Below are 19,210 nucleotides of genomic sequence, written 5' to 3'. Positions count from 1 at the left end.
GCTTAACCCTCCGCCGCACGGCCACGTTGAGGGAATAATCCTCGTGGACGCTTCTGAATAAATAGAATGATAAACACCAGCACCAAAATTTTTGCCAATACCGCTCCAGCCCAAGGCTCTAGCACTTTGTTAGCTACTCCTAAGCTCAAACCCGCAACCAGCGTACCCCACAGGTTGCCTACACCGCCAAAAACCACAACCATGAAAGAGTCGATGATATACGCCTGTCCCAAATTAGGACCAACGTTAGTGAGCTGCGACAACGCCACACCTGCCACACCAGCAACCCCTGAACCTAGCCCAAAGGTCAGCGCATCTACTCGGTTAGATCGCACGCCCATGGCTTGCGCCATCGCTCTATTTTGCGATACCGCACGCACTTGCAAACCCAGCGGTGTTTTTTTCAAGACGAGTGATAAAGCAAAGAACACAATTAAGCAGAACAATATGATGTACAAGCGGCTCTCTGTTAGCGCAAAGACAGGGTTGATTTGGATAAGTCCACTCATCCATTCGGGTGTCTCAACACTGCGGTTCAGCGGCGAGAATATAGATCTGACAGCTTGCTGCAAAATAAGGCTGATACCGAAAGTTGCCAGCAAGGTTTCTAATGGACGACCGTATAAAAAACGAATGACACCGCGCTCAATAGCAATCCCAACAAGCCCAGAAACAATAAACGCAGCAGGGATTGCAATAATAACGGACATCCCTATATGGTTAGGCATCAGCTGCTGAATAACATAAGTGGTATACGCACCAATCATAATCAACTCGCCGTGGGCCATGTTAATAACCCCCATTACGCCGAACGTAATGGCCAAACCTATGCCTGCAAGTACTAATACTGACCCCAAGCTCAGCCCAAAATACAGCGTTTCTAACCAACCATAATATTCAATTTTATTATCAATACCGTTAATGACCTTTTGAGCTTGCTGTTGCAGGTCTTCTGAAGGGTGATCATTCACAATATTCAGTAAAGCTGCTCGCACCTCTTGCTCTAAAGAGCCATCGACGCGCTCAATCGCTTGAGCTACGGTAGCCGCATCATCACTTTTTAAATCATTAACCGCCAGCGCTGTACCGATTAAGGCTTTTACGCCGGCATTTTGCTCTTGAGTAAAGCGTGTTTTAAGCAAGGAGACAGTGCTGGGCGAAAGGTCCTTCATCAAATCACGAACCGCTACTTCACGCACTCCGGGATCGATGGCATTGAGTTCCATTTCAGCTGTTAGTTGTGTAATAACACCACGCAACGCATTATTTAATGTGACTTTTTTGTAGTCTCGTTTACGGGAAATAACTTGTGATTGGCCATCAAAGTTAATAGCTTCCGCGCCCGTATCATAATTTCTTATAATAAATAACTGCTTATCTTTTTTATGATAAAAAAGCTGACCATCACCTAATAGTTTTAATACTTCTTTGGTATCTGGGTTATTTTCACTGGCTAACAACTGAAGCGCCTCTGATTTATCATCAAAAGAGCTACTCATTAATAACTCACCAGCTTTCCCCAAATCACTTATGGCATAGGTTGGTAACGAAAAACTAGTCAGAAAAAGTAGAACAAGAAAAAGTCGAGCCATGCTTGAATAACAAGCACTAACGCGATTAGAGAAGAAATATAGAGGCATAATCAACTCACTTTAAAGAGTGATAGTAGGGAAAATTTCTCTCCCTAGAAATAGAGCAGCCGAGACAGTTATGTCATATCAATCTATCGAAACGACACAGTCTATTGTAAAAGCAAGCATTACTGATAAGGGCTCTATTACTAGAGCCCTACACATTATTCTGATTAGTAGTTTTGACCAGAACACTTAGCGGTTTTAACGTTGTAGTTACCGCACGACAACGGCGCACGCCAATCAGAGATCAAATCTTTAGATCCTTCCAAGAAATCAGACCACGCATCCCCCGCAACTGTCCCCGAAGTATTCCAAACAACTTCGAATTGACCATCGTCCTGAATTTCCCCAATCAATACAGGTTTAGTGATGTGGTGGTTAGGCATCATAGTAGAATAGCCACCCGTCAAGTTAGGTACGCTAACCCCAATGATTGCCTCTTGTACGGCTTCAGAATCCGTTGTACCTGCTTTTTTAACCGCCTCTACCCACATATTAAAACCAATGTATGTCGCTTCCATTGGGTCATTAGTTACGCGATCTTCGTTCTTAATATAACTGTGCCACGCATCAATAAACTCATCATTAGCGTCTGCCTCTACGCTCATGAAGTAGTTCCATGCAGCCAGATGACCAACCAGTGGCGCTGTATCGATACCAGACAGTTCTTCTTCACCTACCGAGAAAGCAACAACGGGGATATCTTCAGCCGACACACCTTGCGAGCCTAACTCTTTATAGAAAGGAACGTTGGCGTCACCATTAATGGTAGAAACCACAGCAGTTTTCTTACCCGTAGAACCAAACTTTTTAATGTCCGACACAATTGACTGCCAATCTGAATGACCGAAAGGCGTGTAATTGATCATGATGTCTTCTTCAGCGACACCTTTATCTTTTAAATACGCTTCAAGCACTTTGTTAGTCGTACGCGGATAAACATAGTCAGTACCCGCAAGAACCCAGCGCTCAACCCCTTGATCCATTAAATAATCAACAGCGGGAATGGCTTGTTGATTTGGTGCTGCCCCGGTGTAAAAAACGTTTTTAGAGGACTCTTCCCCCTCATACTGAACCGGATAGAACAACAGGTTATCGGTCTCTTCAAACACCGGCAAAACTGACTTACGAGATACCGAAGTCCAGCAGCCAAATACCGCAGATACTTTATCTTTCTCTACAAGCTCACGCGCTTTTTCGGCAAACAAAGGCCAGTTTGATGCAGGGTCAACGACGACTGCCTCTAATTGTTTGCCCAGCAAACCGCCTTTCTTATTTTGCTCTTCAATGAGCATGAGTACAGTGTCTTTCAGCGTTGTTTCACTGATCGCCATTGTGCCTGATAGGGAGTGCAACACGCCGACTTTAATAGTATCTGCCGCGAATGCCGATTGAGCTGCGATCGCCATTGATAATGTGCAAGCTGCGCCTAACAGGTTTTGTTTAAATGCCTTCACCGTAGTACTCCTTTATTATGTAAGTTCTAAGGGTTCTAAAGCACAGAATGTTCCAATAGGATTTTCTAAATACAAATCAATAGGTTACAAACAAAACCAGTCATTTCATTTTTTACTGCGCATTCAAATCGCCCCAAATAAATCTGACGCACCAAGATGACGCACCACATAAGTGCGATTTTTATGAACTTTTGCTGAATATATGCCTCTTATTAGGTTGCTGACATATTTCTGTCATATTTTTGTTAGATGATGCAGCAGCTTATAAGAACGAGGAAAACACGATGGAACGACATCACTTACATGCTCAACTGAAGCAAATGTTGAAGCGCGGCCACACAGCCGAAGAACTGCGCCAATCATTCGATTTACCGAATACTGTTATTAATGAGGCCATTGAAACTTGCCTTTCGGAAATTCGAAATGAACAGCGTTATCAGCGTAGCCAACAAAACCAAGCTAGCTATGCAATGGGTCTGTAATTAACAGACAGCACTACCGATTGCCGATGAAAGCATAAACGCTTTCATCCGGCACTCAACTCCCTTTTAGCACTCCCCTCCTACTAAAGTCCTGCGACGCTATACCGCACTATTCAGCAATAGCCTTTAAGAGTTAGAGTATTCCTTCTATTATTTAGATGACTTGTGAGCCCCAACTATAAAGGTAACATTATGATAAAAGTCTTTATTAGCGTTAGCGCATTGTTATTCATTCCTCTTACTGCACATGCCGAGCGTGGAGGCGAAGAAGTTTACAATGCCAAATGCTTTGTATGCCATGCACAAGGCGTTGCAAATGCGCCTAAATTTGGCGATGCTGCCGCTTGGAAACCACGTATAGATAAAGGAATGGATGCGTTACTTGCTACAGCTAAATCTGGTATCAATGCCATGCCTCCAATGGGCACATGCATGGATTGCTCAGATAACGAAATGAAAGCCGCTATTCAGTTTATGCTAGATAGCGCTAAATAGTGGTAACAGGCATGTTTATAATCTAAACATCAAGGAGAAAGGGTAATGGATATTGTAACGATTAAGAAAATCATCCAAGCGGCTCTACTGGGATGCACACCTGACAACTCGACAGTTTTTCGTTACGCTATTACCCCTCTGACTACAAACCAGCCAGCCATCAAAATTTTTTACAACTCTGAAAAGGTAGCTGGCAAATCATTTCCTAAAGACGACCCCGCCATTTATTTAGCCCTAGGGTGTGCCCTATACAATATTAAAGCATGCTGCAAGGAGCTATCATTAGAAGTGAGTGTAGATATAGCAACCAAGGAAAACAATTCTGATCTACTAGCATTCATTTCTTTATCTAAGTTACCACCTGAAAAAGAGGAAATATCATCTACTATACAGGTTATAAAAAAGAGACATACGGACAGAGGTGCGTACCATAAAAAAATATCTGAAAAAGATAAGAAAGCCATTCAAGATATTACAACTAGATCCACACGAAATTCCACTTTGCTTTTTGAAAGCAAAGATAAATCATCTCTTATAAAACTGATCCAGAAAGCCTCTGAAATCCGTTTTCAAGTCAAAGAGATACATGCTTTACTTAAAAACAGCTTACAGTTTGATAACTCACAACCTGATGGACTTCACATTAAAACTCTAGCTCTTCCGCCAGGTGGTAAGTATTTTCTAAAATTCATATCAAAGTGGGATAATTTAGCCCTTATTAATAAAATAGGTGGGTATAAATTACTCGCAGCACAAGAGATCGCTCTATTAAAAAACTCTCCTTTTTTGTTAATTCTTAGAGGGAAGGGAAGCCAACTTGATTTCATTAGCTCTGGAGAAGAGTTATGCCACGTTTGGACTAGTTTAAATAACGCGGGATACAGCGTTCACCCATATTATGTTATACCGGATATATTACATAGGCTGGAGAAGAAAACGCTGCCTAGTAAGCATCATGTGCAAGCTGAACACTTACTCTTTGAGGGAGCCGCCCTACTCGAAAAGGATAAAGAATTTGTTTATATGATTTTACGTATTGGAAAAACCAAAAAATCTGCTAACCGCTCTACAAGACCTGACATTGAAAGCATTCTAAGCATTGAAGACCATTAACGAATACAGCTACTTTTTTGATATTCTTTTCTTAGCGATATTGAATACCAGTTTTTGTATAATATTTTTATTACCCCAAGGGCGGTAGGTCCGCTTTGATCTATTTAGATAGGCGTCCACATGATACCCATATGGAGCGGCCAACACCGTTCCTCGGTTGAGTAAAATTTTTACCGCATTAGCTCCCGCAACGCCAGCACATAAATCACAACCTATAACAGTTGACGGTCCTTTTCCTTTTGTAAAATCTACAGTTCCATCACTGATTAAATATTTAACTTGCATTAAAGAAGGAGATAGCCCAACCAGAAATTTAATATAGTTATCTTCCTCATCTTCCCCAAAATCAAAATATTCTTCAAAGCTCATACCATTTGGATCAAAATATAAAAAGGCAGACCCCATCCCTAAAGGTGCAGCAGTAATAGCAGGTATTCCCTTTTCTCTACACTTTGCAAAAACTTTACGGCGTATCTCTAAACAAAAGAAATCTAAAGAATCGACGTAAATATCTACATCACGTAAAAAGTCGTCAAGGTTAGAATCATTAACACCTTCATTAAATTTATTAATTTTACTATTTGGATTAATATCGAGTGCCAATTCCGTCATTACATCTATTTTTTTTCTATCGATAGTAGAGCAAAAAGCTCCAGATTGACGGTTAAAGTTTTGCAGCTCAAATATATCGAAATCTGATATATTAAATGCACTAATCCCTAAGCGAGAAAGCGTGATTAAATGGGCTCCCCCTACTCCCCCTAATCCAGCAATAGCCACACGTTTGTTTTTTAATGAAGCTTGCTCCGAATTAGAAAACCAACCTATATTTCGAGAGAATGCAGTTTCGTCGCTAAATTGATACACAAGAAGCACCGTATTTTTTATTAATAGTAAAACTATAGCAAAAAAATAAACTTTATCCCTTTTATTTTTAGTGTCAGCTTTATTTACAATCGCGCTTTAATTACAAAACACATAAACCCACAAACCTTTTAGAAACAACAAATTAAGAATGTAGGCACATAGCTTGCAAAGCTTACTCTGTAGAATGACCCCCCATTTACAAACGGAGTTTTAACATGGACTTTAAAAAAACAATCTTAACAGCAGCGACTGCTGTTGCACTCAGCGGTGCAGCAAATGCGGATATTGTTAATGTAGGCGGCGTAACTTGGGACACAGATGCTGTTAGTGACTTCTTTTCTGAAGCATCATTAACTGAAATGCAAGTACAAGTTACTGGCGATAGTCTTTCCGGTTTCGGTTTGATCTCGTCTTTAAACTCGTTAACTGGCCCAAACGCTAGTAGCTTTTGCCCTTCGTGCGAATTAACTTTCGAATTCAAAAATTACACATTAGTCGACACAAACCCTCTCGACAGTGAATTCTACTTCACTGGTGGTGTGTTAAGCATGTATGTAGATTCTACACCTGATTATACTCTTACAAATGCACCCGATGGCGGTCTAAGCACTGCAACTAACGGTACATTATGGTTAGAGCTTGCCAGCGTAAGCTATTTCGAACCTACTTATGGTGAGACTGGTACTTTGTTTGGCTCACTAACTGCCGGGTCAATTTCAAGCCCTGAAGCAGATGAGCGCGGTAGCGGTGACGGTTTCTTCGAAGTAACTGGTGGCTTGGCTGCTGATTATTTCGATACCGATACATTTACTGATATTCAGCAAGCTGACGGTTCTACTGTAACTGCTGACTTCTCTTTCTCTTCAAGCTTCCAGCCTAGCGACGCCTTTGCCAACTTTGGTGTTGGCTTAGCGCTTCGCGGTACTGGTGAATTACGTGGTGACTCGGTTACTGTTCCTGAGCCTTCATCACTTGCACTTCTCGGCTTAGGCGCTTTAGTCGCTGGGGCTGGTATGCGTCGTCGCAAGCAAAAAGCAGCATAATTGCTAGTTCTATTATAAAAGCCGATGGCATAAACCATCGGCTTTTTTTAAACCATTAAAGAGTAACAAAAACTAAAAAATATCCTCCGGCGCCAAACCTTCTCCTTCACTATCGCCTAACCCCCTCGCCTGTATTTTTTCTAATAGCTCTTTATCTCTGCCTCGTTGAATCACAATTTCTACTCGACGATTAGTCGCTCTGTTTTCAGCCGTATTATTAGGCACCAAAGGCTTTGTATCCGCATGCCCAATAATTTGATACTTAGTCTGATCTATTCTCTCATCATCAAAAAGCTCATTTGCAACCGCTAAAGCCCTGGCGGCCGACAGATCCCAATTCGAGAAAAACGCACGGCCGGAATAAGGGATATTATCCGTGTGCCCTTCAATCGAAACATTGCCAGGCACATCCAGTAATACATCACGAATTTTTGCCATCACAGGTATATACTCAAACTTCAACTCGGCCGACCCTGAAGAAAACGAGCCTTTTTCTTGAACCCGTATAATGACTTTTGTTTGATCGGTTTCTACTTCAACAGCACCATCACCTATTTCTTGAGCCAATGCTTGCGCAAATTGCACAGCCTGCTCTCGAGCCTCTTCCTCCATTTGTTGCTCTAGCTGCTGCATCAGTTCTGCTTCACCGTCTTGCTTATCCTTAGTCTCTGAATCGCCTTCAACCGATCGAATATCCAAGGTATTCATATTATTGTTGACGGTCATTTGCCGTACTTCATTTAACGGTGTTGGTTCTGGCCTACCAGGGCTAAACTCTTGGGCAATTATCGATGTGCCTTTGGGGATATCTTCAACCTTAATTTGGTTTTGAACACCAAAAGCCTCACGCATTGATCCTGCGAGTTGCTTAAACTTTAAAACATCCATTTCAGAAAAAGATAATAAAAGTACGAAAAAACACATTAACAAAGACATTAAGTCCGCAAAAGTAGCGACCCACCCGGGAAGACCGGCCGCACAGGGAGGACATTCTTGTTCAGCATCATCACTCATGATCTACTCCTAATCCCCTGCCGCTGGACGCTTCTTCTCAGGCAAGTAATTACGTAGCATTTGCTCAATGACCCGAGGGTTTTGACCTGCCTGAATAGCTAATAGTCCATCAATAACCAATGATTGATTCAGCGCCTCTTCGTTATTTCGAACCGTTAACTTGTCAGCGATGGGCAATGCCACCATGGTCGCTATCATGGCTCCATAAAGCGTTGTTAACAAAGCAACCGCCATCGCAGGACCGATCGATTTAGGGTCACTCATATTCGATAACATCTGTACCAAACCTACGAGAGTACCAATCATTCCCATCGCAGGAGCAACATCACCCATAGCTTTAAAGATATCTATTCCGGATTCATGGCGTTCAGCCGACAGCTTCATCTCTTTATTTAGGAGTGCTTTAACCACCTCTGGGTCATGGCCATCAACCAATAGCTGGATTCCCCGCTGCATAAAATCACTACTAACAGTTTTATCTTCAAGTGAGAGCAAACCACCTTTACGAGCGGCGTCTGCCAATTCTACAGTCTCTGAAATAATGGTTTCTGGGCTGATCGATTTAAACATAAACGATTTACCCATAATTTTACCCACACCCAGGAACTGCCCCAGCGTAAATTTCATTAAAGCGACCAGTAGCGTTCCGCCCACTACTATCAATAATGAAGGTGCGTTTACAAACGCCCCAATATCACCACCGCTAAACATCGCCGCAATAACAATGCCGAAGCCGCCTAAAAGCCCGACGAGCGTCGCTATATCCACTGAGATCTCCTTTTACTACAAGCTGATGACTATGTGTTTATGTGTTTTTCAGGGATAATGTCAATGATATGGACACAAGCCCTCTGCGCCTTTTATCGGCCGATCTTGCAATTGATTGACCACTAGTTTGTGTTTCGCTAACGTACCGTCAAGTTTTAACAGGATGCCTCTATGCCCCGTAAAAAAAAGACGCCCGACTTTGAACAGTCACTATCCGACCTCGAAGCACTCGTCAGTCGAATGGAACAAGGCGAGCTCACGCTAGATGATTCACTTGCTGCATTTGAAGACGGCATACGACTTACACGCGAATGCCAATCATTCTTGGATCAAGCCGAGCAAAAAGTTCAGATCCTTAGCAGCAACGACGGCAAGCTAACCGTAGCGCCATTTGACACTGAACAGGATTAATCAATGCGGCTGCGTCACATGCTAGATCATTACAAACAACGTACTGAAAGCCAGCTAAACCAGTTCCTATTGCATTCAAGTATAGACCCGGTTTTACAAGAAGCGATGCGATATGGCTTATTTAATGGTGGCAAAAGAGTTCGCCCATCACTGGTGTACATTACTAACGAGATACTAGAGGGGCATGTCGACGCCGCCGATCGTGCCGCGTGTGCGATTGAGTGTATTCATAGCTACTCTCTCGTACATGATGACTTACCCGCAATGGACAATGATGACTTACGTCGCGGCAAGCCCACATGCCACATTGCCTATGATGAAGCGACAGCTATTCTTGCAGGTGATGCGTTACAATGTTTTGCCTTTGAGCTTTTAAGCCAAGAAACCACCCACCCCGGCCAACAACTCGCCATGATTCAAGTCTTGGCTAAAGCCAGTGGCGATAAAGGTATGTGCGCAGGGCAATCGTTTGATTTAAGAAACGTCAATAAACCTTTAACGTTGACGCAACTAGAAGAGATGCACCGCTGCAAGACCGGCGCATTAATTAATGCTTCACTTGAACTTGGATATCTTGCATCGGGCTGCCAGGATGAAAAAATACGCCATGCGTTACAACTTTATGGAGATACCATTGGCCTGGCCTTTCAAGTTAAAGATGATATTTTAGACGTCGAAGGCGATACGGCTACACTGGGTAAACCACAAGGTTCTGATGTGGACCAAAACAAACCAACTTACCCCGCCTTGCTTGGCATGGACGCTGCCAAGGCAAAACTGCAATCTTTGCATAGCCAAGCCCACGATGCGCTATCCCCCTTACACCAAAAAGGTGAGCCGCTAAAAGCTATGGCTGACTTCATTTGCCAGCGGTCACATTAGATGTTTACAGAAATACCTAGCACGCGCCCGGACACGCCACTACTCAACAGTATTAATAACCCAGCACAGCTTCGCCAACTAAACCCTGAATTGTTACCCAACCTTGCTGACGAGCTTAGGGCATTTTTACTTTACAGCGTAGGACAAACGGGCGGGCATTTTGGTGCTGGCTTAGGTGTTGTAGAACTCACTATTGCGCTGCACTTCTTACTGAACACCCCTGATGATCATTTAATTTGGGACGTAGGTCATCAATCCTACCCACACAAAATACTCACCGGTCGGCGTGAAGCGTTACTCACTATCCGTCAACCTGAAGGCTTAGCCCCCTTCCCCAGACAAGCAGAAAGCCAATATGACGCCTTTGGTACAGGCCACTCCAGCACCTCCATCAGTGCTGCATTAGGCATGGCTGTTGCCGATAAAATAAAAGGATTAAAAAATAAGAGCGTTGCCGTCATTGGTGACGGTGCGTTAACTGCAGGAATGGCATTTGAAGCCCTCAATCATGCCGCACATACCGGTGCAGACTTACTGGTAATCCTCAATGATAACGACATGTCGATTTCGCCCAACGAAGGCGGACTCGCGACTTATTTAGCGAAAAACCTTAAATTAGCCAATAATCGAGGGGCAACGACAGCCGCTTTGTTTGAGGCATTAGCATTTGAATACCACGGTCCTGTGGACGGTAATGATTTTAATAGCTTACTACCAGCACTCAGTAACAGCCTAAACAAAGCAGGCCCCCAGTTCTTACACATCACAACCATTAAAGGCAAGGGGTTTGCCCCTGCCGAAAACGACCCTGTTGGTTATCACGCCATTACCAAACTAGAACCAATCACAGCGTCTCCAAAAACCAAGGCCCTAACTTACGCTAACTACTTTGGGCAATGGATAGTTCATGCTGCCAACCGAGACGATAGATTAGTGGGTATAACGCCAGCTATGCGTGAGGGTTCAGACTTAGTAGCCTTTTCACAACAATTTCCAGACCGGTACTTTGATGTAGCAATAGCCGAGCAACACGCTCTCACCTTCGCTGCGGGCCTTGCCAGCGCGGGTATGAAACCGGTTGTCGCCATTTACTCTACTTTTTTACAACGCGCCTATGATCAGCTCATTCATGATATTGCAATCCAAAAGCTCGACGTCCTGCTAGCCATTGACCGAGCAGGTCTGGTAGGCGAAGACGGAGCCACGCACGCAGGCTGTTTTGATATCGCGGCTCTTCGCTGTATTCCAGAAATAATCATCATGACACCGTCGGATGAACAGGAGCTGCTGCTCATGCTCAATACGGGCTTTCATTACAATGGTGTGGCCGCAGTCCGCTACCCACGTGGCTCAGGGAGCTACCAACATCCAAAGATCACGGATGAGCAAATTCCTATAGGCAAAGGCAAGGTTCTTCGGGAAGGGAAAACCGGTATCGCTATCCTTAATTTTGGTGCTCTGCTCCCAGAATCAAGCGCACTAGCAATAAACAAGGGGCACACTCTAGTTGATATGCGCTTTGCCAAGCCAATTGATACGATGCTGATTGATCAAATACTCAGCACACATCACCACATCATCACCGTTGAGGATCATTCAATCGTCGGTGGTGCAGGGTCGGCTGTAGCTGAACATCTAGCCAAGAAAAGCTGGAACGGCACTATAGAAATCAAAGGCATAGCTGATCAATGGATCGAACACTCCAGCCGCACGGCTCAAATACAAAAAATATTTGAATAATTTTTTGTAAAGTTCCTTTAGACATTGACGGTTAAGGTCGACAACTGTCTAATTACAGCTAAATTATTTAGTTAGTGGAACTTTTTTCGAAAAGGTCTAGCTTTGCTACCCGTCTTAACAAGGAGTTTATTAATGTCTTTCAAAATGCGCCTATTGGCTCTCATCATCATGGGCACTGGACTAACAGCGTGCGGCGGCGGTGGAGGTAGCAATGACAACTTGTTTAACCCTGCTGAGGACACAACCGATGCTACAACAGAAGATGGTGACCCAACGGTTGATGATGGCACTGCGGATGATGAAGATAGCGGCCTATCTACTTCTGATTCAGGGGATGTTTACACAGTAGAAAACGAGTTTGTTGGGTTTTACATAGAAAGCCCCCAATACGACCCAACTAGCTATAGTGTTGGAGCGGTTTATATTAGAACGTTTCTAACCCCTGACAACATGGAGGAAGGCTTTATTTTTGAAGGCATTTCTTCATTCCACTATAAAGATTGCCAGGATGACAACCTCTTCACCTACACGGGGATCCTGCAACCCGATGACTCATTAGAGTCTTATCAAGCCAATGCGACTATAGACGGAATTTCACAAACTTATAATGTAGATTTAACGTGGGATGGGAGTGGCTACAAGGGGCCTTATAACTTAGCTGCCTCGGCCAACATCAACAACAACTGCTTAACCCATCAACAAGCTGTTAGAGGGAAAATAGAAGTATACCCACTAAACACGACACAATTCACAGATACACTATCTGACTCGGTAATTTCATTCAGCACCGAAGGCACTCGCACTATTAATTGGAATTATACAGAATTCTCCGATGTTGCAAGCGATATTGAACACATCTCTATCAGCGTTATCGACAAGGATGCGTTAGATTCCATAGGCTTCTTCTCTGACGAATACCTACTCAGAGCTGAACTTGAGGCATTACAAGACGACCCTAGTGCTGATTCCGATGATATTGAAGCGGCAGAACAGGCGCTATCGAGCGCTTTAAACAACCATAGACTTCAAATGACAGAAGATGTTTTCTTGTTCCAGCAAACTATATCGGGTTCATTAACAAGCTTCACACTACCGGATGATGTCGATTTAGTCAGCGGCGGAAAATATTTATTAAACCTGACAGCTTGGTCTTCTGATGGCGAATCAAACTTCGTCTACTACCATTCAAGTCATGAGTTCTTTGCGAATTAAATAAATAAATAAATAAAAAGGAGCACTCTGATAATCACAGTGCTCCTTTTTTATATTGATAATTAGCAAACTAGTCTTTGCTGAAATGCTCTTCCGTCATCATATGACCCAGCTTACCCATTTTTGTCGCTAGGTATTGTTCGTTATGGCTATTTTTACCCACCTGTAGCGGCACCCGTTCAGCAACGTTAACACCATAGGTTTTTAGCGCTGCCACTTTACGCGGATTATTAGTCATTAAATTAACGGACTTAATTCCCAAATGCGCTAGCATAGGGTCACACATACTGTAATCGCGCATATCAGCTGCGAATCCAAGCTGCTCATTGGCCTCGACCGTATCAGCACCTTGGTCTTGCAGGTGGTACGCTTTAATCTTATTTAACAAACCTATGCCGCGACCTTCTTGACGAAGGTATAACAACACTCCACGACCAGCTTCCGAGATTCGTTTCAATGCCTCTTGCAGCTGAAAACCACAATCACAACGCAAGCTAAATAAAGCATCCCCGGTTAAGCATTCAGAATGGATACGTGCGAGCACGGGTTCATCACCACTAACATCGCCATAAACTAGTGCAATGTGGTCTTTACCTGTTTCAGTGTCCTCAAAGCCTACCATAGTAAATGTCCCCCATGGCATGGGAAGCTTCGAATCCGCTACGTATTCAATTGTCACGTATCATTCCTCTGTAAAATCAAGCCACGCAGTTTAGCAGCGATGGCGAATATTAGGTAACGATAATCCATTACTAACTGGTGCTTTTTTGGCTTTTATTTAACCAATCCATGCAACACATAAATGCAAGCACGCCAGCGCCAACACACCCGCCAAGACGTCATCAAGCATAATACCTAAGCCTCCATGGACATGCTTATCACACCAGCTAATAGGCCAAGGTTTCCAAATATCAAATAGCCTAAACAGAGCAAACCCTAGCAATATATTCAGGCCTGTGACGGGAACGGCGATCATTGTTATCCAAAAACCAACAAACTCATCCCACACAATTCCGGGATGATCATGCACCTTTAGCTCTCTAGCTGCTTCTCCACACAGGAAAATCCCAATGATAGCTGCGGCGAACACTATCGCAATGTAGGCTTGTGTATCGAGAAGAGATAGCGCTAAATAAAAAGGAATAGCCGCTAATGTACCTACTGTTCCCGGCGCTTTCGGAGATAACCCACTCCCTAAACCAAAGGCTAAAAATTGAGCTGGATGCGTAAAAACTGAACGTGGTGTTGGTTGCATAGTTTAACTTATTACTCTTTTGAGGGCCGGCCATTGGCCGGCTGAGAAAAATGGCGGTACCCGCTCAACGCTTCCGCATCAATACCCCTGACCACACGATCATTTGGGTCTGAAGTGATCGTGCCCACAACGCGAATCGGCAATCCAGTTTCATGCCTAATTGACTGCAGCTTTAACTCGTTGGTTGGATTAATAGTAAAACAAAGCTCAAAATCTTCTCCACCGGTTAATGCCCAACTAATCGCCTGCTTATTCCCCACTAAACGCCCCAAAGCAGCCGAATAAGGCAGGCAATCCGCATTTATCTCGACTCCGACTTTTGATGCCTTAAGTAGATGCTCAACGTCGCCCAACAGACCGTCTGAAATATCTATACAAGCCGTAGCCGTATCGATGAGAGCCTCTCCTAGCGCTATACGAGGTTCCGGGCGGTAAAAGCGATCGAGCAAATATTGAGCATCAGAGCTAACGTTATCCATCGCGTAGCCATCATCTTGGGTTTGTTGCTCAAGCAAATATAGCCCACCGCGACTATCTCCCAACGTTCCGCTTACGCACAATAAGTCGCCTACTTTCGCGCCGCTTCTCATCAGCGCCATACCAGCAGGGACCCAACCATGAACCGTTGCAGTTAAAGACAAAGATCCACGCGTGGTGTCACCACCGATCAATTGAATGCCGTACTCATTGCACGCGTCGTGTAGAGCAGACGAGAATAAAGACAACCAATCATGGTCAACCTCAGGCATCGTAATCGCCAATGAGATCCACGCCGGAATAGCCCCCATTGCGGCAAGGTCGCTTACTGATGCACCCAACAGCCTCCACGCCAAATCATCGGCAGGGGAGTTTGCAAAAAAGTGAGTACCCACTACCAAGCTATCAGTTGATACTACAAGCTGATAACCTGGTGGAACGCTCAGCACCGCACAATCATCACCAATGCCCGCATATACTCCGCGGTCTATGTCCGCTTCAGAATTTGGCGGCGTAAAGTAATGACTGATTAGCTCAAACTCATCCATATTTTATGATGACAACCGCTTTGCCTGTATTTCGGTCAAACGAACACGGCCAGCCACCTTATCTAAAATACCGTTGATATAACGGTGGCTATCGGTAGCACCAAAAATCTTTGCTAGATCAACGCTTTCGTTAATGGCTACACGGTACGGCACTTCAATACGATGCTTCAGCTCAAAACAACCTATGCGTAATGTTGCCAACTCGACAGGATCTAGATCATCGAGTGCGCGATCCAAGAAAGGAACATACAAGGCATCTAAATCTGTTTTGTGCTCAGCGACACCATGAAGCAAATCGTGAAACAGCTTGATATCAGTCGACTTCATATCGTTATCAACACGAAATTGAGCTTCAATTTCATTAATGGCTTGTCCAGCCATTTGCCACTGATACAAGGCTTGCAACGCAAAACTACGCGCAGAACGGCGCTGCTCCGTCAACGATGCTTTTTTCTTACGTGGAGCGGGGGATGTTTCTTCAGTCATTTGACATTATGCCTCAAGGTTACGCAATAAACTCACCATTTCCATGGCTGATAAAGCGGCTTCCGCGCCTTTGTTTCCGGCTTTTGTACCCGAGCGCTCGATGGCCTGCTCAATACTGTTTACCGTCAAAATACCGTTCGCTACTGGGATGTCGAAATCCAATGAGATCTGAGCAACACCACCCGAGCTTTCACCAGACACATATTCAAAGTGCGGTGTACCACCACGAATAACAGCACCTAATGCAATGATGGCATCGTCTTTCTTTTGCTCAGCAACTTTTTTTACTGCCAATGGAATTTCAAACGCACCTGGCACACGGACAACACGTACCTTGTCATCGCTTACTCCATGGCGTTTTAGCGCGTCCAGCGCACCTATTAACAAGCTCTCAACTACAAACTCATTAAAACGACCTACGACGATTGTGTAACGGCCATCAGCCGAAACGAAATCACCTTCTATTACAGTTACAGACATGGGAATTCCCTATGATTCATCACAACTAATGTATTCCACAATTTCCAGATCGAAGCCAGAAATCGCATTAAACTTCATTGGTGCACTTAATAAGCGCATTTTACTCACACCCAGATCACGTAGTATTTGTGATCCAGTACCAACCATCAGATAAGCACCCGACGCGTTATGCGTGGCAGGCCGACGATGCACAGGCTTGCCTAGCAAGCGATCGAGTGCCGCTCCAATATCTTCACGACGCCCATTATCCAGCAGTAGCACCACACCTTTGCCTTCCTCAGCAACCGACTGCATGGCTTGCTGCATGGTCCATTTCGATTCGCCTTCACGCGTCACGCCCACTAAATCTCGTAGCACGTCACCACGGATGTGCACACGCACCAAGGTTGGATCTTCAGGCGTAATATCGCCTTTAACCAGCGCCATGTGCGTAACATCCTGAATAGTGTCGTGATAGGTCACATAGTTAAATTCGCCAAAGTCCGTCGCCAAAACGCCTTCAGATTGCTTTTCCACTGTGCGTTCATTAGTGGTGCGGTAATGGATTAAATCCGCGATCGTACCTATCTTAAGATTATGTTTTTCTGCAAACACTTCTAAGTCAGGGCGCCGTGCCATGGTGCCGTCATCATTCATGATTTCAACGATAACTGATGCAGGCGTCATTCCGGCCAAACGCGCCAAATCGCAACCCGCTTCAGTGTGCCCTGCCCGACTTAACACGCCACCAGGTTGCGCCATGAGTGGGAAAATATGCCCAGGCTGAACTATATCTTCTGGCTTTGCATTTGCTTTTACCGCTGTTCTCACCGTTAATGCACGATCCGCCGCAGAAATACCGGTGGTCACTCCTTCAGCGGCTTCAATAGAAACCGTAAAGTTTGTGGCGTACACAGTGCCATTACTTTGCACCATTAACGGGAGTTTGAGTTGCTCGCATCGCTCACGTGTCAGCGTTAAACAAATCAAACCTCGACCGTGAGTTGCCATAAAATTGATATCTTCAGGACGAACCATTTCTGCCGCCATGACAATATCGCCTTCATTTTCGCGATCTTCATCATCCATCAAGATAACCATTTTGCCTTGACGGATATCTTCAATAATTTCTTGTGGCGTATTCAGCTTCATAACCCAGCCTGTGTAGATTGGTTAATAAGATCATTAAAATGATAGGTTAGACGTACATCTTCACCTAAGTGGCGCACATCAGTGAGTATCAGTCGTTGTTGCTCTCGCATCTCCGATAGCGGTAAGTCAACTAATGGACGAGCTTGCGACCCAAGTAAAGTGGGAGCCATATAAACCACTAGCTCATCGACCAACTGCGCCTGAATAAATGCACCCGCTAAACGCGCCCCCGTTTCCACTAATACTTCGTTACATTGCTCCTGCTTTGCCAAGTAGTTTAGCAAAGTAGGTAAATCAATCCCTTGAGCTGAAGCAGGCATCACTAACTGTTCACATTCAAGACCGGCCGATGCCGTCGCCTCTTCTTGGGTTACGACCTGAACCGTCCGTCCTGACTGCTGAATGATAGATGCCGATCTGGGCAAACGAGCATGACTATCCAATACCACACGTAACGGTTGACGAATAAAACCATTTTCATCAGCTAAATCTACATCACGGACAGTGAGCGCAGGATCATCAAGTAAGACAGACTCAATACCTGTAATAATGGCCGAGCTACAGGCCCTAAGCCGCTGAACATCACTACGAGCGGCAGCTCCTGTAATCCACTGTGACTCCCCACTACTCATAGCCGTTCGCCCATCTAAACTCATGGCTAGTTTTACACGAACAAATGGTTTTCCCGTCTCCATGCGTTTAATAAAGCCTGGGTTTAACGCTCGCGATTGAGTTTCTAGCAAACCCACCTCAGTGCTTATGCCTGCGGCTTTCAACATGCCCAGCCCACGCCCAGCAACACTTGGGTTTGGATCTTGCATCGCACTGACAACACGCGCCAACCCCGCATCAATCAACGCTTGGGCACACGGGGGCGTGCGACCAAAGTGACTACAGGGTTCTAATGTGACATAAGCCGTTGCACCACGCGCCTTGTCCCCGGCCTCCCGCAAGGCATTAACTTCTGCATGCCCCTCGCCGGCTCGGATATGATAGCCTCGGCCTACAACTGTGTTGTTTTTAACAATGAGGCAACCAACACGAGGGTTTGGATCCGTTGAATAGACACCGCAACGCGCTAACCGGATTGCTTCCGCCATATATTGGTAATCATTGGTAGACCATGACGAACCACCTGTAACAAAACCTGAATCAACCGGATTCATGCTTTACCTTCTGACTGTTTACCGTCTGGTAGATCATCAACAGACAAGCGCTCAATCTCTTCCCTGAATTCGTTAATATCTTGAAAACTGCGATACACAGAAGCAAAACGCACATAGGCAACCTGATCTAACTTACGCAGTTCAGACATCACTTCTTCACCAAGCTGGCGTGACGGCAATTCGCGTTCGCCGGTAGCTCGAAGGCGGTGCTTAATACGATTAATACAGGCTTCGATAGCCTCAACACTCACAGGGCGCTTTTCGAGTGCTCGCTGGATACCGGCGCGGAGTTTATCTTCATCAAAAGGTTGGCGAGTGCCGTCCGCTTTAATCAAGCGAGGCATAAGAAGTTCGGCAATTTCAAACGTGGTAAAGCGCTCATGACAGGCGATACATTCACGACGACGCCTTACCTGCTGGCCTTCAGCCACCAAGCGGGAATCGACCACTTTAGTTTCATTGGTTCCGCAAAACGGGCAATGCATAGCGTGTTCCTGTCAGTAAAGAGCGTGGGCACTAATAGACTGGTATTGCAAAAATACGTTCAGC

At 44.7% G+C, this 19,210-nt stretch carries 21 protein-coding genes; 8 read left to right on the top strand and 13 right to left on the bottom strand.

Features of this window, described 5'->3' with window-relative positions; all coding sequences use genetic code 11:
* Positions 1 to 2: 2 nt before the first annotated feature.
* Together urtB and urtA are read right to left on the bottom strand one after the other, a co-directional pair.
* Positions 3 to 1,499 carry an urea ABC transporter permease subunit UrtB gene (gene urtB, locus BS617_RS01275; protein ID WP_246283308.1) on the bottom strand — a complete coding sequence of 499 codons (1,497 nt, stop codon included), beginning with the start codon at positions 1,497 to 1,499 and terminating at the stop codon, positions 3 to 5.
* A 305-nt stretch (positions 1,500 to 1,804) separates the two neighbouring features.
* Positions 1,805 to 3,043 (bottom strand): urea ABC transporter substrate-binding protein, encoded by a 1,239-nt coding sequence (gene urtA, locus BS617_RS01270; RefSeq protein WP_075173381.1) that lies wholly within the window; start codon positions 3,041 to 3,043, stop codon positions 1,805 to 1,807.
* Positions 3,044 to 3,375: 332 nt separating this feature from the next.
* On the opposite strand from urtA, the gene BS617_RS01265 reads away from it, so the two are divergent.
* From BS617_RS01265 to BS617_RS01255, 3 genes are all read left to right on the top strand, one after another.
* On the top strand, positions 3,376 to 3,573 hold the full coding sequence (locus tag BS617_RS01265) for a hypothetical protein (protein ID WP_075171115.1): 198 nt from the start codon (positions 3,376 to 3,378) through the stop codon (positions 3,571 to 3,573).
* Between the two features lie 192 nt (positions 3,574 to 3,765).
* A complete protein-coding gene (locus BS617_RS01260) occupies positions 3,766 to 4,068 on the top strand; it encodes a c-type cytochrome (RefSeq protein ID WP_075171114.1) in 303 nt (100 codons plus the stop codon).
* Between the two features lie 45 nt (positions 4,069 to 4,113).
* Positions 4,114 to 5,181, top strand: coding sequence for a hypothetical protein (locus BS617_RS01255; RefSeq protein ID WP_075171113.1), 1,068 nt, complete (start codon positions 4,114 to 4,116; stop codon positions 5,179 to 5,181).
* Positions 5,182 to 5,190: 9 nt separating this feature from the next.
* On the opposite strand, the gene BS617_RS01250 is transcribed toward BS617_RS01255, so the two are convergent.
* Entirely contained in the window at positions 5,191 to 6,048 is an 858-nt protein-coding gene (locus BS617_RS01250; RefSeq protein WP_075171112.1) for a ThiF family adenylyltransferase, read from the bottom strand.
* A 215-nt stretch (positions 6,049 to 6,263) separates the two neighbouring features.
* Between BS617_RS01250 and BS617_RS01245 the strand changes: the two genes are divergently transcribed.
* Entirely contained in the window at positions 6,264 to 7,091 is an 828-nt protein-coding gene (locus BS617_RS01245; RefSeq protein WP_075171111.1) for a PEP-CTERM sorting domain-containing protein, read from the top strand.
* A 72-nt stretch (positions 7,092 to 7,163) separates the two neighbouring features.
* On the opposite strand, the gene BS617_RS01240 is transcribed toward BS617_RS01245, so the two are convergent.
* Both BS617_RS01240 and pomA read right to left on the bottom strand, forming a co-directional pair.
* Positions 7,164 to 8,105, bottom strand: coding sequence for a flagellar motor protein MotB (locus tag BS617_RS01240; RefSeq protein WP_075171110.1), 942 nt, complete (start codon positions 8,103 to 8,105; stop codon positions 7,164 to 7,166).
* Between the two features lie 9 nt (positions 8,106 to 8,114).
* Positions 8,115 to 8,873 carry a flagellar motor protein PomA gene (gene pomA / locus BS617_RS01235; protein ID WP_075171109.1) on the bottom strand — a complete coding sequence of 253 codons (759 nt, stop codon included), beginning with the start codon at positions 8,871 to 8,873 and terminating at the stop codon, positions 8,115 to 8,117.
* Between the two features lie 171 nt (positions 8,874 to 9,044).
* Between pomA and BS617_RS01230 the strand changes: the two genes are divergently transcribed.
* The 4 genes from BS617_RS01230 (at position 9,045) to BS617_RS01215 (ending at position 13,118) form a co-directional block, all read left to right on the top strand.
* The gene (locus BS617_RS01230; protein ID WP_075171108.1) at positions 9,045 to 9,284 is read left to right on the top strand and encodes an exodeoxyribonuclease VII small subunit; all 240 of its coding nucleotides are present in this window, start codon (positions 9,045 to 9,047) and stop codon (positions 9,282 to 9,284) included.
* Between the two features lie 3 nt (positions 9,285 to 9,287).
* Positions 9,288 to 10,166, top strand: coding sequence for a polyprenyl synthetase family protein (locus tag BS617_RS01225; RefSeq protein ID WP_075171107.1), 879 nt, complete (start codon positions 9,288 to 9,290; stop codon positions 10,164 to 10,166).
* Positions 10,167 to 11,906, top strand: coding sequence for a 1-deoxy-D-xylulose-5-phosphate synthase (locus BS617_RS01220; protein ID WP_075171106.1), 1,740 nt, complete (start codon positions 10,167 to 10,169; stop codon positions 11,904 to 11,906). It begins immediately after the preceding gene.
* A 132-nt stretch (positions 11,907 to 12,038) separates the two neighbouring features.
* Positions 12,039 to 13,118, top strand: a complete 1,080-nt coding sequence (locus BS617_RS01215; RefSeq protein ID WP_075171105.1) for a hypothetical protein — start codon at positions 12,039 to 12,041, stop codon at positions 13,116 to 13,118.
* Positions 13,119 to 13,188: 70 nt separating this feature from the next.
* On the opposite strand, the gene ribA is transcribed toward BS617_RS01215, so the two are convergent.
* From ribA to nrdR, 8 genes are all read right to left on the bottom strand, one after another.
* Complete coding sequence (gene ribA, locus BS617_RS01210) at positions 13,189 to 13,797, bottom strand: GTP cyclohydrolase II (protein ID WP_075171104.1); 609 nt, start codon at positions 13,795 to 13,797, stop codon at positions 13,189 to 13,191.
* A gap of 99 nt (positions 13,798 to 13,896) precedes the next feature.
* Positions 13,897 to 14,373: a phosphatidylglycerophosphatase A family protein gene (locus BS617_RS01205; RefSeq protein ID WP_075171103.1), complete on the bottom strand. Its 477-nt coding sequence runs from the start codon at positions 14,371 to 14,373 to the stop codon at positions 13,897 to 13,899.
* 11 nt (positions 14,374 to 14,384) lie between these two features.
* A complete protein-coding gene (thiL, locus tag BS617_RS01200) occupies positions 14,385 to 15,398 on the bottom strand; it encodes a thiamine-phosphate kinase (protein WP_075171102.1) in 1,014 nt (337 codons plus the stop codon).
* A gap of 3 nt (positions 15,399 to 15,401) precedes the next feature.
* Positions 15,402 to 15,884: a transcription antitermination factor NusB gene (gene nusB, locus BS617_RS01195; protein WP_075171101.1), complete on the bottom strand. Its 483-nt coding sequence runs from the start codon at positions 15,882 to 15,884 to the stop codon at positions 15,402 to 15,404.
* Positions 15,885 to 15,890: 6 nt separating this feature from the next.
* The gene (gene ribH / locus BS617_RS01190; protein WP_075171100.1) at positions 15,891 to 16,364 is read right to left on the bottom strand and encodes a 6,7-dimethyl-8-ribityllumazine synthase; all 474 of its coding nucleotides are present in this window, start codon (positions 16,362 to 16,364) and stop codon (positions 15,891 to 15,893) included.
* Between the two features lie 9 nt (positions 16,365 to 16,373).
* Positions 16,374 to 17,495 (bottom strand): bifunctional 3,4-dihydroxy-2-butanone-4-phosphate synthase/GTP cyclohydrolase II, encoded by a 1,122-nt coding sequence (gene ribBA, locus BS617_RS01185; protein ID WP_075171099.1) that lies wholly within the window; start codon positions 17,493 to 17,495, stop codon positions 16,374 to 16,376.
* Complete coding sequence (ribD, locus tag BS617_RS01180) at positions 17,492 to 18,661, bottom strand: bifunctional diaminohydroxyphosphoribosylaminopyrimidine deaminase/5-amino-6-(5-phosphoribosylamino)uracil reductase RibD (RefSeq protein WP_083609885.1); 1,170 nt, start codon at positions 18,659 to 18,661, stop codon at positions 17,492 to 17,494. Before ribD ends, ribBA begins: the two co-directional genes overlap by 4 nt.
* Complete coding sequence (gene nrdR, locus BS617_RS01175; protein ID WP_075171098.1) at positions 18,658 to 19,146, bottom strand: transcriptional regulator NrdR; 489 nt, start codon at positions 19,144 to 19,146, stop codon at positions 18,658 to 18,660. Before nrdR ends, ribD begins: the two co-directional genes overlap by 4 nt.
* Between the last annotated feature and the right edge of the window lie 64 nt (positions 19,147 to 19,210).

It is taken from the genome of Neptunomonas phycophila, assembly GCF_001922575.1.
In the GTDB taxonomy this organism is placed as follows: domain Bacteria; phylum Pseudomonadota; class Gammaproteobacteria; order Pseudomonadales; family Balneatricaceae; genus Neptunomonas; species Neptunomonas phycophila.
Note: the sequence above shows the minus strand (reverse complement) of the source record. Positions and strands in the feature narration are given on the sequence as shown.

Coding starts and splice junctions, on each gene's coding strand:
- urtB (WP_246283308.1), bottom strand. CDS start 1,499: ATGAGTAGCTCTTTTGATGATAAATCAGAGGCGCTTCAGTTGTTAGCC.
- urtA (WP_075173381.1), bottom strand. CDS start 3,043: ATGGCGATCGCAGCTCAATCGGCATTCGCGGCAGATACTATTAAAGTC.
- BS617_RS01265 (WP_075171115.1), top strand. CDS start 3,376: ATGGAACGACATCACTTACATGCTCAACTGAAGCAAATGTTGAAGCGC.
- BS617_RS01260 (WP_075171114.1), top strand. CDS start 3,766: ATGATAAAAGTCTTTATTAGCGTTAGCGCATTGTTATTCATTCCTCTT.
- BS617_RS01255 (WP_075171113.1), top strand. CDS start 4,114: ATGGATATTGTAACGATTAAGAAAATCATCCAAGCGGCTCTACTGGGA.
- BS617_RS01245 (WP_075171111.1), top strand. CDS start 6,264: ATGGACTTTAAAAAAACAATCTTAACAGCAGCGACTGCTGTTGCACTC.
- BS617_RS01240 (WP_075171110.1), bottom strand. CDS start 8,105: ATGAGTGATGATGCTGAACAAGAATGTCCTCCCTGTGCGGCCGGTCTT.
- BS617_RS01230 (WP_075171108.1), top strand. CDS start 9,045: ATGCCCCGTAAAAAAAAGACGCCCGACTTTGAACAGTCACTATCCGAC.
- BS617_RS01225 (WP_075171107.1), top strand. CDS start 9,288: ATGCGGCTGCGTCACATGCTAGATCATTACAAACAACGTACTGAAAGC.
- BS617_RS01220 (WP_075171106.1), top strand. CDS start 10,167: ATGTTTACAGAAATACCTAGCACGCGCCCGGACACGCCACTACTCAAC.
- BS617_RS01215 (WP_075171105.1), top strand. CDS start 12,039: ATGTCTTTCAAAATGCGCCTATTGGCTCTCATCATCATGGGCACTGGA.
- BS617_RS01205 (WP_075171103.1), bottom strand. CDS start 14,373: ATGCAACCAACACCACGTTCAGTTTTTACGCATCCAGCTCAATTTTTA.
- thiL (WP_075171102.1), bottom strand. CDS start 15,398: ATGGATGAGTTTGAGCTAATCAGTCATTACTTTACGCCGCCAAATTCT.
- nusB (WP_075171101.1), bottom strand. CDS start 15,884: ATGACTGAAGAAACATCCCCCGCTCCACGTAAGAAAAAAGCATCGTTG.
- ribH (WP_075171100.1), bottom strand. CDS start 16,364: ATGTCTGTAACTGTAATAGAAGGTGATTTCGTTTCGGCTGATGGCCGT.
- ribBA (WP_075171099.1), bottom strand. CDS start 17,495: ATGAAGCTGAATACGCCACAAGAAATTATTGAAGATATCCGTCAAGGC.
- ribD (WP_083609885.1), bottom strand. CDS start 18,661: ATGAATCCGGTTGATTCAGGTTTTGTTACAGGTGGTTCGTCATGGTCT.
- nrdR (WP_075171098.1), bottom strand. CDS start 19,146: ATGCATTGCCCGTTTTGCGGAACCAATGAAACTAAAGTGGTCGATTCC.